The sequence below is a fragment of the Pseudonocardia sp. CA-142604 genome (genome assembly GCF_050948475.1).
In the GTDB taxonomy this organism is placed as follows: domain Bacteria; phylum Actinomycetota; class Actinomycetes; order Mycobacteriales; family Pseudonocardiaceae; genus Pseudonocardia; species Pseudonocardia alaniniphila.
Window position 1 is genome coordinate 6354996 of sequence record NZ_CP192045.1, and the last position, 14619, is coordinate 6369614.

Genomic DNA, 14619 nt, shown 5'->3' on the forward strand with positions numbered 1-14619 from the left:
AAGGACGCTGAGAATCGACAGATCTTCGACGTATTCACCCGTTGGCGGCGACAGCAACCGCCACCCGGCACCGATGACACCGACCGAGACCGAATTCCCCGATTCGGTCGACCCGTCTCGCACTCGAATGGCTCGGACGCGGCTCACCGCGCTGACGTTGCGTATCCCGCAGGCCATTTCTTCCCGGCGGAGCGACGCATCCGGCTCGTGGACCGCTGGGGCCTGAGCGTCCCCCCGTCGGGCGGCGAGCGTCATCAACAGCGTGCCCCCACGTGCGTCGCTGTCAACGTCGTTGAAGATTGTTGACCTTCATTGAACCCGTCCTTAAGGTCCGTGGAGTGGCCGGGGCCGGGTACCCGGTGGCGAGGAGAAGCCGGATGACCGCGACCGCGCACCACGGATCACCGGGCGACGACGCCGGCACGCACCGACAGCATCCCGGTCGACCACGGCCTCGCGTCCACGAAGGCCATGCCGTGGAATCAGGACGCAATGGCTGAGCCCGACGGCGTCACGACAGGCGCTGCCGAGCACCAGTTGCATCGCCGGCTGACCGGCCGGCAGCTGACGATGATCGGGCTCGGAGGAGCGATCGGCACGGGCCTCTTCCTCGGGTCCGCGCTGGCGATCTCGCAGGCGGGACCGGCGACGATCATCGCCTTCGTCGTGGTTGCGCTGGTTGCGCTGGTGATCGCCTGGGCGTTGGCCGAGATGGTCACGGTGCACCCCACGGCGGGGGCTTTCGGCACCATCGCGCATTCCTACCTGGGCCGATGGGCCGGCTTCGTCACCCGCTGGACGTACTGGACGATCCAGGTGATCGCCGTGGGCGGTGAGGTGATCGCCGCCGGGATCTACGTGCAGTACTGGTGGCCGACGGTGCCCCTGTGGCTCGCCGTCGTCGTGTTCTCCGTAGCGCTGATCGTCGTCAACGCCGCCACCGTGCGCTTCTTCGGTGAGTTCGAGTACTGGCTGTCGATGATCAAGGTCTCGGCGATCGTCGTGTTCATCCTGCTCGGCATCCTGCTCATCACCGTTGGACTGCCGGGTGCGCCCGCGACCGGCGTGGACAACCTCACGTCCGACGGCGGGTTCTTCCCCATGGGCCTCAGCGGGGTCTTCCTCGCGATGGTGTTCGTCGTCTTCAGCTTCATCGGCACGGAGGTCGTGTCCGTCACCGCTGCCGAGGCGGAGAACCCGACCCGGGACGTCCCGCGAGCCGCACGTCAGATGGTGGTCCGGCTCGCCATCTTCTACGTCCTCGCCATCGCCGTGGTGCTGACCATCGCGCCGTGGTCGCAGACAGCACAGGGCGGCAGCCTCGACGCCAGCCCGTTCGTCCGGGTACTCGACGCCGCCCAGGTGCCCGGCGGCGCCTCGCTCATGAACTTCGTGATCCTGACCGCCGCCCTGTCCAGCGCCAACACCAACCTCTATCTGACGACGCGCATGCTCCACAGCCTGGCCGGCCACGGCTACGCACCCGCCGCGCTCGGAAAGGTCAGCCGATCGGGAGCGCCTCGAAACGCCCTGGTGCTGTCCACGGCGGGCCTCGCGATCGCCGCCGCACTCTCGGTCAACCAGGGAGCTGACGCCTACCTCGCCCTCTTCGGCATATCGGTGTTCGGCGCGCTGGTCGTATGGATGATGATCCTGGCGTCCCACGCACGGTTCCGGCTGCTGCGCCGACAGCACGGGCTACCCGACTCCCCCGCCCGCATGTGGGGAGCGCCCGTCACCACCGGCCTCGCGTTCCTGTTCCTCGGCGCGGTACTCGTCTCCACCGCGTTCATCGACGGCCTGCAGATCGCCTGGAAGGTCGGGATTCCGTTCTTCGTACTGCTCGTCATCGCCTACTTCGTCACGGCCTCCCGCCGCGGTGACTCCACGAGCAATGACCCGCTGCGCGACGAGATCGCGCTGTCGGGACGCGGCGCATCCCGCGGTGGCGCTGAAGAGCCCGAGGCAGCGGCCGGTCGTCCGGACGACGCATGACGATGCCGCAGGTCGTGATCGGCCCGGGCGTTCCACTAGCGCCCGCGTAGGGGCCAGGATGCGTGGGTCTCGTGCCGGGCTGTGCCGCCCGGTCCGGCACCCAGGTGGCTGCACACCAGATGCAGCTCGTCGACGGTCCACGCCCGGCCCTCGAACCCGCCCAGCGCCACAACGGCGGGCTGCAGGTCAGCCCCGTCCCGCGCCCGGGCCAGCGTGAGGTGTGGCCGATACGGCCGGTCCTCGACGGACAATCGAGCACGCCGGGCCGACGCGCGCACGGATGCGGCCAGACAGCGCAGCCGATCGGTGTCACCTCGCACCCTGATCCAGAGGACCCGATTCCCGAAACGCCCCGCGCCACCCAGTGACAACACGAGCGGAGGATGTCGAGCGGCAACGCGCCCCAGCCGCTCCGCCAGGTCCGACGTCGCCACTTCTCCGACCTCACCGAGGAAAGCCAGAGTGAGGTGCCACTGATCCGGGAGGGCCCATCGCAGCCCTGGTTGTTCAGCACGCAGGGCCTCGCTCGCGGTCCACAACTCGGTGACCGCGTCGGCCGACGGCGTCAGTGCGACGAACAAGCGCACGGTCACATCCTCGCAGCTGCTCGGCCGAAGCTGTCGCCGTCCTCACAGAGTATAAACGATCAGCATCGTCTATATTCAAGATCGTGCCCGAGCAGACGCCCCCAGCCCCGCCGACCGCCCACGACGCGCTCGCGGTGGCCAGCCGGCGCCAGTTGCTGGCCGCGCTGCGGGAGTCCGCGACACCGGTGGACGCGCGGGCGCTGGCCCAGCGCACCGGCCTGCACGTCAACACAGTGCGGTTCCACCTCAACGTGCTCATCGAGGCCGGGTTCGTGGCCCAGCGCACCGGGACCCGTTCGGGCCCGGGACGCCCGCAGGCGTTGTACGCGTCCGTGACTCCGGGCGTGCAGGCCGGTGGCTACCAGTTGCTCGCCGAGATCCTGGCCGGGCGACTAGAGCAGGAGGGCGGGCACGACAACCTGCCTGAGCAGGCCGGGCGCGCGTGGGCCACAACGGTGTCCGACCCCGCCGCTCCCGAGGTGCCCGACTCTCCCACCCCTGAGGCGTCTGCGGTGCCGTCCTCGTTGTCAGTGGCGACGGATCGGGCGGTGGCGCTGTTCACCGAACTGGGCTTCGAACCCGTAGCGGTGCCCGCCCCCACCGGTAGCCGGATCGAACTGCACGCCTGTCCGTTCCTCGACGTCGCCCGCCGTCACCCCGGCGTGGTCTGCGGCGTGCACCGCGGCCTTCTCGACGCCACCGTCGAGGGCGCCGCCGACGGCGGCCTCACCACCACCCTCACACCTTTCGCCCGACCCGGGATCTGCATCGCCGACCTGATCCCCCGCAACTAACCCCGCTCTTCTCGTTCCAGAACGGTTCGCCGGACACCCGAGGCGAACCGGCGATCCCCCTTGCGCATTCATGGAGGAAGTCATGTTGTCCGCGGCCAACGAAGAAATCGTGCGGGCCACCCTGCCCGTCGTGCGCCAGCACCTGGAGACCATCACCGGTGTCTTCTACGACACCATGCTCACCGAACACCCCGAACTGCTCGACGTGTTCTCCCGCAGCGCCCAAGCCACCGGCGCCCAACGCCAAGCCCTCGCCGGCGCCGTCGCCGCATTCGCCGCCACCCAGATCGGAGCCGGGGAAGGCCTCCCGATCGACGTCATGGTCGAACGCATCGCCCAGCGCCACGCCTCTCTGGGCATCCGCCCGGAGCAGTACACCGTCGTCGGGCACTACCTGCTCCACGCCGTCGCCACCGTCCTCGGCGACGCGGTCACCCCCGACATCGCCGCCGCCTGGGACGAGCTGTACTGGCTGTTCGCCGTCCGCCTCATCGGGCGCGAAGCCCGCCTCTACGCCGAAGCCGGGGTCACCTCGGAGCAGCCCTGGCGGGAGTTCACCGTGGCGCACCGCCACGACGAGGCCGACGACACCGTCTCCTTCGTCCTCACCCCCACCGACGACCAGCCCGCACCCGCCTTCACTCCCGGCCAGTACGTCAGCGTGGCCGTCGACCTGCCCGGGATCGGGCGCCAGCTGCGCCAGTACTCGCTCTCCCAAGCCCCATCGGGTGGAGCGCTGCGCATCACCGTCCGCCGTGCCCGCCCCGCCACTCCCGGCACCCCCGCCGGCCTGGTCTCGTGCTACCTGCACGACCACGTCCACGAGGGCGACCAGCTGCGACTCAGCGCCCCCTACGGCGACCTGACCCTGCGCCCGGGCACCCACCCGCTCGTCCTGATCAGCGCCGGGGTCGGCATCACCCCCATCGCCGCCATCCTCGACCACATCGCGCGCACCCAACCCACGCGCGACGTCGTCGCCGTTCACGCCGAGAACGACGCCACCCGCCACCCCTTGCGCGCCGACATCATCACCAGCGGCGCCCGCCTGCGTTCTTTCCGCCACCTCGTCTGGTACGCCCACCCCACCACCGAGCCCGCACCCGCCGGCATCGAACTCCACACCGGCCACGTCCAACCCGACGACATCCCCATCCGCCCCGACACCGAGGCCTACCTCTGCGGGCCTGTTCCCTTCATGCAAACCATCCGCAGCAACCTGCGCCAACGCGGCCTGCCGACCGAACAGATCCGCTACGAAGTCTTCGGCGCCGACCAATGGACACCCACCCAGGCGGCCTGACCGGAGCCCGGCGCAGCCACCTCTGCCCGACTTGGCCGGCGCCGAGGCTCACTCGCCGGCTTTGCGCACCCGCGTGTCGCTCGCACGCACCCGGGAGCCGTCGGGTGCGGTGTAGACAAGCCTCGGCACCGGCTCGTCGGTCGCCACGTCGACCAGCCGGGCGTGCTTCTCCCCCGGCTCGTAGGCGTGGTCCTGACCCCACTGACGCAGGCTGATCACGAGATCGAACAGCTCCTGCCCCTTCTCGGTCAGCACGTACTCCCGGTAGCTGCTGCCATCCGAGGCCGGCTGCACGCTCAGCACACCGGCCTCCACCAGGTTCTGCAGACGCCCGCTGAGGATGTTCCTCGCCACTCCCAGGTTGCGCTGGAACTGGCTGAAGCGCCGGATGCCGTCGAAGGCGTCACGGATGATCAACAGCGACCACTTGTCGCCCACGATGTCGACAGCACGCGCCACCGGACAGCCCGGGCTCGTCCACGTCTTCGCGCTCACCGGCGACCCCTCCTCCTCAGCGTGGTTGCGAATCAAAACCACCTTGGCCTAACCTGGTTTCAGTTTACTACCACTTGCCCGGTCGTGACGATCTACTCATCCCGGGCAGACAAGACACGAGGGAGATACATTGCATGTCATGACAAGTGTGAAACCACCGATTCTGGTAACCGGAGCAACCGGACGCATGGGCGGCACCGGCCGCCACGTTGCCGGCGAACTGCTCGGCCGAGGAATACCCGTCAGAGCCATGGTTCGCCGGCTCGATGAGCGATCCGAAGAACTACTCGGCATGGGAATCGAGGTCGTGGTCGGCGACTTCGCCGACTACACCAGTATCCTCGCAGCGCTGGACGGGATTGAGGCCGCGTACTTCTCCTACCCCGTTCGCACGGGAATCGCCGAAGCCGCCGGGCTTTTCGCAGCCGCAGGGCACGAGCAGGGTCTGCAGCGAGTCGTCGATCTGTCCTTGGATGCAGCCTTCCCTGCCAGCCTCAGCCCACAGGGACGGGCCCAATGGGTGACCGAACGGATCTTCGAGTGGGCGGGATATGGAGGCACCCATTTGAGGGTCGCGGCCTTCTTCATGGAGAACCTGCTCGCCCTGCACGGGAGCCAGATCCGCGAGCTCGGCCAGATCCGCAACTCATTTGGTGATTTCGAACCCTCCTGGATCGCCGCGTCGGACGTCGGCGCGATGGGTGCAGCGCTCCTGGCCGATCCGGGTTCGGTCACCGACCGCACCACCGTGGTGGGCGGAGCGCAGCGCGCCAGTCACGCCGCCATCGCCGAGACCGTCAGCAAGGCCACCGGCCGTCCCGTCCACTACCAGCCCATCCCACCGGAGGAATGGCGCGAGCTGATCGCGAACGCCACGGCCGCAGGGCAGGCCGATCCCACAGCTGCCGCGCACCTGTCCGCCCAGAGCATCGCGCTGCGCCGGCACAACACCCACCTGGTGACGGACGACATCCAGCGACTGACCGGACGTCCCGCCGTCACGCTCGACGACTTCATCGAGCGAAACCGTCAGCACTTCATGCCCGATCCCGGTTCCGAGAAATAGACATCGGAAATCTTCCTGCGAATTCCATCGGCTCACAAAATGTCGAGAGGTGGCGTCATGGATGGAATTGCCGACATGGGTGGTACCCCGGGCTGGGGGCCGACCCATCCGCCGAACCGTGACGAGCAGGTCTTCGCCGAGCCCTGGCAGGGCCGGGCGTTCGCGTTGGCGCTGTTGTCGCAGGGGGTGTCGGGATTCAACGTCGACGCCTTCCGGCACGCGGTCGAGCGCCTGAACCGTTCCGCGTACCTGGACCAGGGCTACTTCGGTCGCTGGCTCAACGCCTCCGAGTCGATGCTCACCGACAGTGCGATCCTTGCGCCCGGCGCGCTCGACGCCCGCGCCCGCAACCTGCGCGGTGAACACGTCGAGGAACCACCGATCCCCCGGCCCGCCAAGCCCGACTACACACCCACGGCCCCGGGCTCGCTGCGCCCTGTGGACACTCCGCCGGCCTTCGCGGTGGGTGAGCGGGTGCGCGCCAAGAACATCTCACCCGCCGGGCACACCAGGCTGGCCGGCTACGTCCGCGGACACACCGGAACCGTCCAGCTCATCCAGCCCAGCGCGCTGTTGCCCGACACGAACGCGCACTTCACGGGCGAGAACCCCCAGCACGTCTACACGGTGCAGTTCGACTCCCACGAGCTGTGGGGCACCGGCGCCGAGCCCTTCGCCGTCACGATCGAGCTCTACGAGAGCTATCTGGAAAAGACGCCATGACCAGCGGAACCACCGCGCCCGTTCCCGCGGCGCTGCGCACCGAGGCCCTCGAACAACTGCTCACCGAACGCGGCCTGATCGACCCGGCCGTGATGGACGGTCTCATCACCGAGTACGAGGTCAACATCGGCCCACTCAACGGGGCGAAGGTCGTCGCGAAGGCCTGGACCGACCCGGACTATCGGCAGTGGCTGCTCGGCGACAGCACCGCCGCCATCGACGAACTCGGCTTCATCGGACGCCAGGGCGAGCACATCGTCGTCGTCGAGAACACTCCGACCGTCCACAACGTCGTGGTCTGCACGCTCTGCTCCTGCTACCCCTGGTCGGTGCTCGGCCTGCCCCCGAGCTGGTACAAGGACCCCGCCTACCGCGCACGCATCGTCAAGGAACCGCGCACCGTGCTCTCGGAGATGGGCCTCGACCTCGCCGACGACGTCCAGATCACCGTTCACGACTCCAGCAGCGAGGTGCGCTGGCTGGTGCTGCCGGAACGACCCGCCGGCACGGAGAACCTCTCCGAGGAACAGCTCGCCCGGCTCGTGACACGAGACGCCATGGTCGGCGTCGCCAAGGTGGAGGCGCCGTGAGCGCCGGTCACGACCACCCACACGGGCACTGACCTTGCCAGGCGATCAGCCTGCTCTGTCGATCGCAGCGTGCAACTCCTCGTCGTAGAACTGCGCCAGCCCCGCCAACGCCCCGGGGGCATCACCGGAGAAGGCCGGACCGTGCATCAGCGCCAGAGTTGACGGCGCCATGTCGGCGAGCCGCCGGACGGTCGGGGCGGTATTCGGGGTGAGGGCCGTGTAGTGGTACTTCGCCTCGGCAGCCATCGCGGGTTCGACGATGTCCGATTCGGACAACGCCGGTTGCCTGCCGGAGGCCGTGAAGAGATCGCCGCACAAGAGGGTTTCGCTGCGTTCCTCGAACAGGATGCCCGCCTCCCAGCCGTGGGGCACGTGCGACGTGTCGATCCATCGGACGCTCTTGCCGCCCAGGTCGACCGACTCACCGTCGGCCACGACACGCGGTGGCCGGTCGGCGAGATCGTTGAGCGACAACATCACACCGAGAGGCCCGTACATGACCTCGGCGCGGGGCGCCACCGCCAGCCACTCGTTCATCGAACCGCATTCGTCGGACTCGACATGACCGAAGCTGATCCATCGCAGGCTCTCGGCCGGGATCACACGATCGACCGCCGAGCGGACCAGCGGAAAGAGCTGCCGCGCTCCACAATGGAACAGCAGTGGCTCCTCGGCGACCAGTAGGTACTGGTTGAACACGAGGTTTGCCTGCTCGACGTAGGTGGAAAGCCGGTAGATATCGGGGCCGATTTCGTCGACGAGCGTCTCCATCACGACACCGCCGATACCGCGCATGCGCTATTCATTTTCCCAGTATGGCCGAAGGACGAGATCTTAGCAGCGGGGAATTCGAGCAGTCCGCGCCGTTCTGGAGACTTTGCTGACGCTCGTGGCGATTTGTCACGCCAGACCGTCGTGCGAGCATGAGATCAGGCGTCATGATTCGTCGGCGGTCCCGCGGGAGGATCATGACGCCACGCCATGATCCCGACTTCGAGGAGCACCCGATGCGCTGGAGCAGCTACACCGGGGCCGACGGCGTCGTCCGTACCGCCGTCTGGCACGAGGACCGTCTGCATCCCGTGCCGGCGGGCACGAGCCTGGTCGAACTGCTCGGCGACGACGGCACCCGGCTCCGTGCGGCCGCGGAGACAGCGCTCCGGGAGCCGGGCGTCGATCCCGCGACCGTCACGCTGCTGCCGCCCGTCCCGCGCCCGCCGTCGATCCGCGACTTCATGGCATTCGAGGAACACGTCGTCACGGCCAGTGCCGCGATCGGCCTGCAGGTCGACCCACTCTGGTACTCCCAGCCCGTCTTCTACTTCACCAACCCGGCCGCTCTGCGCGGCGCCCACGACCCCGTCGCGATCTCACCCGGCAGCCACGCCTTCGACTACGAACTGGAGGTGGCCGCTGTCATCGGCCGGGAGGGCTCCGACCTCACGCCGGACGCAGCCGTCACACACATCGCGGGGTACGTGCTCTTCTGCGACTGGAGCGCCCGCGACCTGCAGGGCGAGGAGATGAAGCTGAACCTCGGGCCTGCGAAGGGCAAGGACTCGGCGTCGAGCTGTGGGCCCTGGATGCTCACCCCGGACGAACTTCCCGCAGCGGCCGGGATGACCGCGTCGGTGAACGGGAAGCCGTACAGCGACGGGCGTCTCGACGCCCTGTACTGGACCTTCGGCGAGATGATCGCCTACGCCTCGCGCGGCACCCGCGTGATGCCCGGCGACCTGATCGGCAGCGGTACGGTCGGCACCGGTTGCATCCTCGAGCTCTCCCGCGTGCACGGCGCCGACGCCTACCCGTACCTCGTGCCGGGCGACCGCGTCCGTCTCGAGGTCGACGGGCTCGGTGCGATCGACGCTCCGGTGGTCGAGGGAGCACCCGTCCACCCGCTCCGGAAGGAGAGCCCGTGAGTTCCCAGACGCACGACATCACCGTCCCCGCTCCGCCCACGTTGCAGGAGGTGTCGGACGGGATCTATGCCTACGTCCAGCCGGACGGCACCTGGTGGATCAACAACACGGGCTTCGCCGTGGGGCCGCAGGGCGTCGTCGCGGTCGACTCCTGCTCCACCGAACGCCGCACGCGCGCGCTCGTCGACACCATCTCCTCGGTGACCTCGGCACCCGTCCGCACGCTGGTCAACACCCACCACCACGGCGACCACACCTGGGGCAACGCACTGTTCGGCTCCGCCACGATCGTCGCGCACGAGCGCGCCCGCGAGGAGATGATCGCGTTCGGCCCGCCCCGTGAGATGCCGTTCTGGGAGAACCCCGACTGGGGCTCGTTGCCGCTCGACCCGCCGTTCCTCACCTTCACCGAGGGCGTCACGCTGCACGTCGGAGACCTGCGCGCAGAAGTCCGGCACGTCGGCAGCCCCGCGCACACCACCAACGACTCGCTGGTCTGGTTCCCCGAGCGCTCCACGCTGTTCTGCGGCGACCTGATCTTCAACGGCGGCACGCCGTTCCTGCTCATGGGCTCGGTGGCCGGAGCGATCGACGTCCTGGAGACCGTCGTCGCCCCGCTCGGTGCAACCACGACGATCCCCGGTCACGGCCCCGTCTTCCACGACCGGGCGCCGCTCGACGCGAGTCTCGACTACCTGCGGTTCGTGCTCGACATCGCCGAGCGCGGCCGGGCCGCAGGCGTCACCCCACTGCGGGCGGCACAGGACACCGACCTCGGCCGGTTCGCCGACTGGCCGGACGCGGAGCGGATCGTCGGCAACCTGCATCGCGCCTACGCCGAGCTCGCGGGGGTGGAGCGCGGCGGACCGATCGACGTCATCGCCGCTCTGTCCGACATGGTCACCTACAACGGTGGGAAGCCCCTGACCTGCAGAGCCTGAGCGGAACACGGACGGGAACGAACCCCGCTTCCCACGGGTTACTCACTGACGAGCGACTCATCCGAGTCCTCCCGGCTCCCGACGAATCGAAGGCCCGACTGATGCCCGTGACGCTCTCCATCCTCGATCTTGCACCCGTTGCGCCCGGGCAGACGGCGCGCGAGAGCTTCGAGGGGAGCGTGAGGCTCGCCCAGGCCGCTGAGCGGCTGGGCTACCGCCGAGTCTGGTACGCCGAGCACCACAACATGCCGACGATCGCGTCGTCGGCCACGAGTGTCCTGATCGGGTACGTGGCCGCGCACACGTCCACGATCCGGCTCGGCGCGGGCGGCGTCATGCTGCCCAACCACGCTCCGCTGACGATCGCCGAACAGTTCGGCACCCTGGCGACGATCTATCCGGGCCGCATCGACCTCGGCCTCGGCCGTGCTCCGGGTAGCGACCAGGTGACCATGCGCGCGATGCGGCGCGACGTGACGTCGTCCGACCGATTCCCCCAGGACGTGGTGGAGCTGCAGGGCTACCTGCAGGGCCAGTCCCGTGTACCGGGGGTGCAGGCCGTGCCCGGGGCGGGCACGAACGTGCCGTTGTACATCCTGGGGTCGTCGCTCTTCGGAGCCCAGCTCGCTGCCGCACTGGGCCTGCCGTACGCCTTCGCCTCGCATTTCGCGCCCGACGCGCTGTTCGACGCCGTCGCCACCTACCGGCGGGAGTTCCAGCCGTCGGAGCAGCTCGCCGAGCCCTACGTCATGGTCGGTGCGAACGTCATCGCCGCCGACGACGAGGACGACGCGCAGAAGCAGTTCGAGACGGTGCGCCGCGCACGCGTGCGGGGGATGCTCTCGCGCGCACCGGGCACCCCGGACTACACCGACGCCCAGATCGACGCCTTTCTGACGACGCCCAACGGGCAGCAGATCGCGAACATGATGAAGTACACCGTGGCAGGCACCCCGCCGCAGGTCGGCCGCTTCCTCGAGGACTTCGCCGAGTCGACGCAGGCCGACGAGCTGATCATCGCGCACCATTCGCAGGACATCGACAACCGGCTTCGCTCGGCCGAGCTGACGGCCGGCGTGATGCAGGGCGCGGGCGCCTGAGCACCGACTCCGGGTCGGGCGGTTACCGGGCTGCCGCGTTCTTCTTGCGCTGCCGGTAGGCGCGCATCGACGCCTGCGAGGCACACCCCGGGCTGCAGAAGCCGGCCGAGGAGTTGCGGGTGCGGTCGAAGAACCCGAAGTGACACGGCGGGTTGCGGCACGCCTTGACCCGGGGCCAGGCCCCGGACTGGGCGAGCTCGGTGATGCCGGCCAGCACCGAGGCGAGCACCCCGGGTACGCCGGTCTGATCGGCCCGCAACGTGACTCCCTCGGCGCCTATCACGCTCGTCAGCGGGTAACGACTCGCCACCCGCTGCAGGTAGCTCTCGGCCTCGGCGAGCGGCTCGCCGAGGCTGCTTGCCTCCCCGGAGTGCGCGAGAAGCAGCGTCACCAGTGCGTCCCGCAGCTCGCGGGCGCTCGCCGCGTCAGCGCCGGTGACCTCCAGGTCACCCTCCAGCTCCTCGGGGAGCTCGACCCGGTCGAGCCACCCGCGCAGCCCGGCCGCGTCGTCGAACTGCTCGATCCGGCCGCCGCCGTCGGCGTGCGTGTTGACGAACTCCAACACCAGGGCCGCCGAGGGCGGAGGCGCCGTCGGGCTGCGATCGTTATCGGTCTTCACTGTTGCCTCCTCACGAGAAGCCAACGATACCTCCAATACGTTACGAGCAAACGAGTGACGCTCACAACTACACCTTGCCCGTTACTGGCAACTTGCTTACGGTCCTAACCATGACTTCACCAGCAGCCGCCACCGGCACCGTCCGCACCTGGTTCATCACCGGCGCCACCTCCGGCATCGGCCGAGCCCTGGCCACCGCCGCGCTCGGGCGCGGGGACAACGTCACGGTGCTGGCTCGCCGCACCGGGCAGTTCAGCGACCTCGCCACCGAACACGCCGAACGCGTACTGGTCATCGACACCGACGTCCGTGACGCGGAATCCGTGCGCGCCGCGGTGCAACACACCCTCGATCGGTTCGGCCGGATCGACGTGGTCGCCAACAACGCAGGCTTCGGCCTGTTCGGGGCCGTCGAGGAAGCCAGCGACGCCCAAGCCCGCGCGATCTTCGACACGAACGTCTTCGGTGTGCTCAACGTGTTGCGCGCAACCCTGCCCGTCTTGCGCAAGCAGCGCTCGGGTCACCTGCTGCAGGGCTCCTCGTACTACGGGCAGACCGCCCACCCCGGCGTCGGCATGCTCGCCGCCACCAAGTACGCCGTCGAGGGCCTCACCGACGCGCTCGTCGGCGAGGTCGCGCCGCTGGGGATCAAGGTCACCCTCGTCGAGCCCGGTCCCACCGCGACCGCCTTCCTGTCCAACCTCGACGTCGCCACCACCGACAGCGACTACGACCAGACCGTCCGCGAAGTACAGCGGGCCATCGATGCGCTGCCTGCCGAGGCGTTCAACGCGCCCGAGCGGGTCGCCACCGCCATCCTGGCCGCCGTCGACGCCGAACAGCCTCCGTTGCGGCTGGCCACCGGCAGCGCCGCGGCCCGCGACATGCGCGCCGCACTGCAGTCCCGTCTGGACGAGCTCGGCACGTGGGCCGAGGTGACGAACGCCGTGGACACCCCGGCCGCCTGACCTCGCCGCACATATCTGGTGGCCACCGCACACACGTTCTGCCATGTGTGCGGTGGCCAGGAGGTGTGTGCGGTCGACGTCAGTAGGCGCGGCCGATCAACACGGTGTGCTTGGCGGGCATGCCAGTGATGAGGCAGGTGGGCGCGGGCGGGTCGGCGTCGACGATGCAGCGGATCGTGGCGCTGGTGGCCTCGCCGAGCGCCTGCTCCGACTCCTCGGTGCCCGACCAGGCGGCGAGGAAGAGCCCGCCGTCGCCGACGCGCTGCGTGAACTCGTCGAAGTCGGTGACCGGGTAGGTGTGCTCCTCGCGGAACGCGCGCGATTCCGCGAACAGCGTCCGCTGGATCTCGCCGAGGAGGCTCGCGGCGGCACGCGCGGCGCCGTCCAGCGGAACGGAGCTCTTGCTGCGGTTGTCGCGGCGGACCAGTGTGGCCTGGCCGGAGGCCAGCTCCCGCGCGCCCAGCTCGATCCGGACGGGCACGCCCTTCAGCTCCCAGTCGACGGAGCGGCGTCCGAACGAGGTGTGGGTGCGGGCGTCGAGATGCGCGCGGACGCCGGCGGCACGCAACTCCGCCTCGACACGCGTGGCCGCCTCCGCGACCTCGCTCCCCTCGTCCAGCTGCATGACCACCACCTGGTGCGGCGCGATCGCCGGGGGCAGGCGCAGCCCGTGGTCGTCGCCGTGGACCATGATCATTCCGCCGATCATCCGGGTGGACGTTCCCCACGACGTGGTGGCGGCGTACCGGCGCTCGCCGCCCGCGTCCAGGTACTGGATGTCGAAGGCGCGCGCGAAGTTGTGGCCCAGGTTGTGGCTGGTCCCCATCTGCAACGCCTTGCCGTCGCGCATCAACGCCTCGCAGGTGAAGGTGTGCTCGGCGCCGGCGAAGCGCTCCCCCGGCGATTTCTCTCCCACCACGAGCGAGATCGCCAGCGACTCCTCCATGAAGCGCCGGTAGACCTCCAGCATGCGCTCGGTTTCCTCGACCGCATCCTCATAGGTGGCATGGGCGGTGTGCCCCTCCTGCCACAGGAACTCGGTGGTGCGCAGGAACAGGCGCGGCCGAAGCTCCCACCGGACCACGTTGTTCCAGAGGTTGAGCATCAGCGGAAGGTCCCGGTGGGACTGGATCCACTTGGCGAAGTAGTGGTTGATGACCGTCTCGGAGGTGGGACGCACCACGAGCGGTTCGGCGAGCTGCTCCCCGCCACCGTGGGTGACCACGGCCAGCTCCGGGGAGAAGCCCTCGACGTGCTGCTTCTCCTTCTCCAGGAAGCTCATGGGGATGAACAGCGGAAACGCGGCGTTCTGGGCGCCGGTTTCCTTGATCCGCCTGTCCATGTCGGCCTGCATGAGCTCCCAGATCGCGTAGCCCCACGGTCGAATCACCATGGTCCCCCGCGCCGGACCGTTCTCGGCCAACTCGGCGCGAGCAACGACGTCCTGATACCAGGCGGGAAAGTTCTCCGCCTGCGGGGTGAGTACGGCTTTGGCCACGGTGCTGCCTCTTCTTGC

15 protein-coding genes are annotated in these 14619 nt (G+C 69.0%); 10 read left to right on the forward strand and 5 right to left on the reverse strand.

Annotated features, from left to right (window positions below):
• Positions 1-492 precede the first annotated feature (492 nt).
• Positions 493-1995 carry an amino acid permease gene (locus ACQPZQ_RS28835; RefSeq protein ID WP_433285855.1) on the forward strand — a complete coding sequence of 501 codons (1503 nt, stop codon included), beginning with the start codon at positions 493-495 and terminating at the stop codon, positions 1993-1995.
• Between the two features lie 35 nt (positions 1996-2030).
• Here ACQPZQ_RS28835 and thpR read toward each other — a convergent pair whose 3' ends face one another.
• Complete coding sequence (gene thpR, locus ACQPZQ_RS28840) at positions 2031-2582, reverse strand: RNA 2',3'-cyclic phosphodiesterase (protein WP_433285858.1); 552 nt, start codon at positions 2580-2582, stop codon at positions 2031-2033.
• An 83-nt stretch (positions 2583-2665) separates the two neighbouring features.
• Between thpR and ACQPZQ_RS28845 the strand changes: the two genes are divergently transcribed.
• Both ACQPZQ_RS28845 and ACQPZQ_RS28850 read left to right on the forward strand, forming a co-directional pair.
• Entirely contained in the window at positions 2666-3376 is a 711-nt protein-coding gene (locus ACQPZQ_RS28845; RefSeq protein WP_433285860.1) for a helix-turn-helix transcriptional regulator, read from the forward strand.
• Between the two features lie 82 nt (positions 3377-3458).
• Positions 3459-4679 carry a globin domain-containing protein gene (locus ACQPZQ_RS28850; protein WP_433285862.1) on the forward strand — a complete coding sequence of 407 codons (1221 nt, stop codon included), beginning with the start codon at positions 3459-3461 and terminating at the stop codon, positions 4677-4679.
• Positions 4680-4727: 48 nt separating this feature from the next.
• Here ACQPZQ_RS28850 and ACQPZQ_RS28855 read toward each other — a convergent pair whose 3' ends face one another.
• The gene (locus tag ACQPZQ_RS28855) at positions 4728-5174 is read right to left on the reverse strand and encodes a winged helix-turn-helix transcriptional regulator (protein WP_433285864.1); all 447 of its coding nucleotides are present in this window, start codon (positions 5172-5174) and stop codon (positions 4728-4730) included.
• Between the two features lie 139 nt (positions 5175-5313).
• On the opposite strand from ACQPZQ_RS28855, the gene ACQPZQ_RS28860 reads away from it, so the two are divergent.
• From ACQPZQ_RS28860 to nthA, 3 genes are read left to right on the forward strand one after another with little or no spacing between them, the layout of a single operon-like run.
• On the forward strand, positions 5314-6240 hold the full coding sequence (locus ACQPZQ_RS28860) for an NmrA family NAD(P)-binding protein (protein WP_433285866.1): 927 nt from the start codon (positions 5314-5316) through the stop codon (positions 6238-6240).
• 57 nt (positions 6241-6297) lie between these two features.
• Positions 6298-6963, forward strand: coding sequence for a nitrile hydratase subunit beta (gene nthB, locus ACQPZQ_RS28865; protein WP_433285868.1), 666 nt, complete (start codon positions 6298-6300; stop codon positions 6961-6963).
• Complete coding sequence (gene nthA, locus ACQPZQ_RS28870; protein ID WP_433285870.1) at positions 6960-7553, forward strand: nitrile hydratase subunit alpha; 594 nt, start codon at positions 6960-6962, stop codon at positions 7551-7553. Before nthB ends, nthA begins: the two co-directional genes overlap by 4 nt.
• Positions 7554-7598: 45 nt before the next feature.
• On the opposite strand, the gene ACQPZQ_RS28875 is transcribed toward nthA, so the two are convergent.
• A complete protein-coding gene (locus ACQPZQ_RS28875) occupies positions 7599-8348 on the reverse strand; it encodes a hypothetical protein (RefSeq protein WP_433285872.1) in 750 nt (249 codons plus the stop codon).
• Positions 8349-8521: 173 nt separating this feature from the next.
• Here ACQPZQ_RS28875 and ACQPZQ_RS28880 point away from each other — a divergent pair, with 173 nt between their 5' ends.
• The 3 genes from ACQPZQ_RS28880 to ACQPZQ_RS28890 all read left to right on the forward strand — a co-directional run bounded on the left by ACQPZQ_RS28880 (position 8522) and on the right by ACQPZQ_RS28890 (position 11516).
• Positions 8522-9475 (forward strand): fumarylacetoacetate hydrolase family protein, encoded by a 954-nt coding sequence (locus ACQPZQ_RS28880; protein WP_433285874.1) that lies wholly within the window; start codon positions 8522-8524, stop codon positions 9473-9475.
• The gene (locus ACQPZQ_RS28885; RefSeq protein ID WP_433285876.1) at positions 9472-10416 is read left to right on the forward strand and encodes an MBL fold metallo-hydrolase; all 945 of its coding nucleotides are present in this window, start codon (positions 9472-9474) and stop codon (positions 10414-10416) included. The genes ACQPZQ_RS28880 and ACQPZQ_RS28885 overlap by 4 nt, the downstream gene beginning before the upstream one ends.
• 101 nt (positions 10417-10517) lie before the next feature.
• Positions 10518-11516, forward strand: coding sequence for an LLM class flavin-dependent oxidoreductase (locus ACQPZQ_RS28890; protein ID WP_433285877.1), 999 nt, complete (start codon positions 10518-10520; stop codon positions 11514-11516).
• Between the two features lie 22 nt (positions 11517-11538).
• On the opposite strand, the gene ACQPZQ_RS28895 is transcribed toward ACQPZQ_RS28890, so the two are convergent.
• A complete protein-coding gene (locus ACQPZQ_RS28895; RefSeq protein ID WP_433285879.1) occupies positions 11539-12135 on the reverse strand; it encodes a CGNR zinc finger domain-containing protein in 597 nt (198 codons plus the stop codon).
• A 110-nt stretch (positions 12136-12245) separates the two neighbouring features.
• On the opposite strand from ACQPZQ_RS28895, the gene ACQPZQ_RS28900 reads away from it, so the two are divergent.
• Entirely contained in the window at positions 12246-13103 is an 858-nt protein-coding gene (locus tag ACQPZQ_RS28900; protein ID WP_433285881.1) for an SDR family NAD(P)-dependent oxidoreductase, read from the forward strand.
• 79 nt (positions 13104-13182) lie between these two features.
• Here ACQPZQ_RS28900 and proS read toward each other — a convergent pair whose 3' ends face one another.
• Complete coding sequence (gene proS / locus ACQPZQ_RS28905) at positions 13183-14601, reverse strand: proline--tRNA ligase (RefSeq protein WP_433285883.1); 1419 nt, start codon at positions 14599-14601, stop codon at positions 13183-13185.
• Positions 14602-14619 lie beyond the last annotated feature (18 nt).

Coding starts and splice junctions, on each gene's coding strand:
- ACQPZQ_RS28880 (WP_433285874.1), top strand. CDS start 8,522: ATGACGCCACGCCATGATCCCGACTTCGAGGAGCACCCGATGCGCTGG.
- ACQPZQ_RS28850 (WP_433285862.1), top strand. CDS start 3,459: ATGTTGTCCGCGGCCAACGAAGAAATCGTGCGGGCCACCCTGCCCGTC.
- ACQPZQ_RS28860 (WP_433285866.1), top strand. CDS start 5,314: ATGACAAGTGTGAAACCACCGATTCTGGTAACCGGAGCAACCGGACGC.
- ACQPZQ_RS28875 (WP_433285872.1), bottom strand. CDS start 8,348: ATGCGCGGTATCGGCGGTGTCGTGATGGAGACGCTCGTCGACGAAATC.
- ACQPZQ_RS28900 (WP_433285881.1), top strand. CDS start 12,246: ATGACTTCACCAGCAGCCGCCACCGGCACCGTCCGCACCTGGTTCATC.
- ACQPZQ_RS28890 (WP_433285877.1), top strand. CDS start 10,518: ATGCCCGTGACGCTCTCCATCCTCGATCTTGCACCCGTTGCGCCCGGG.
- nthA (WP_433285870.1), top strand. CDS start 6,960: ATGACCAGCGGAACCACCGCGCCCGTTCCCGCGGCGCTGCGCACCGAG.
- ACQPZQ_RS28835 (WP_433285855.1), top strand. CDS start 493: ATGGCTGAGCCCGACGGCGTCACGACAGGCGCTGCCGAGCACCAGTTG.
- nthB (WP_433285868.1), top strand. CDS start 6,298: ATGGATGGAATTGCCGACATGGGTGGTACCCCGGGCTGGGGGCCGACC.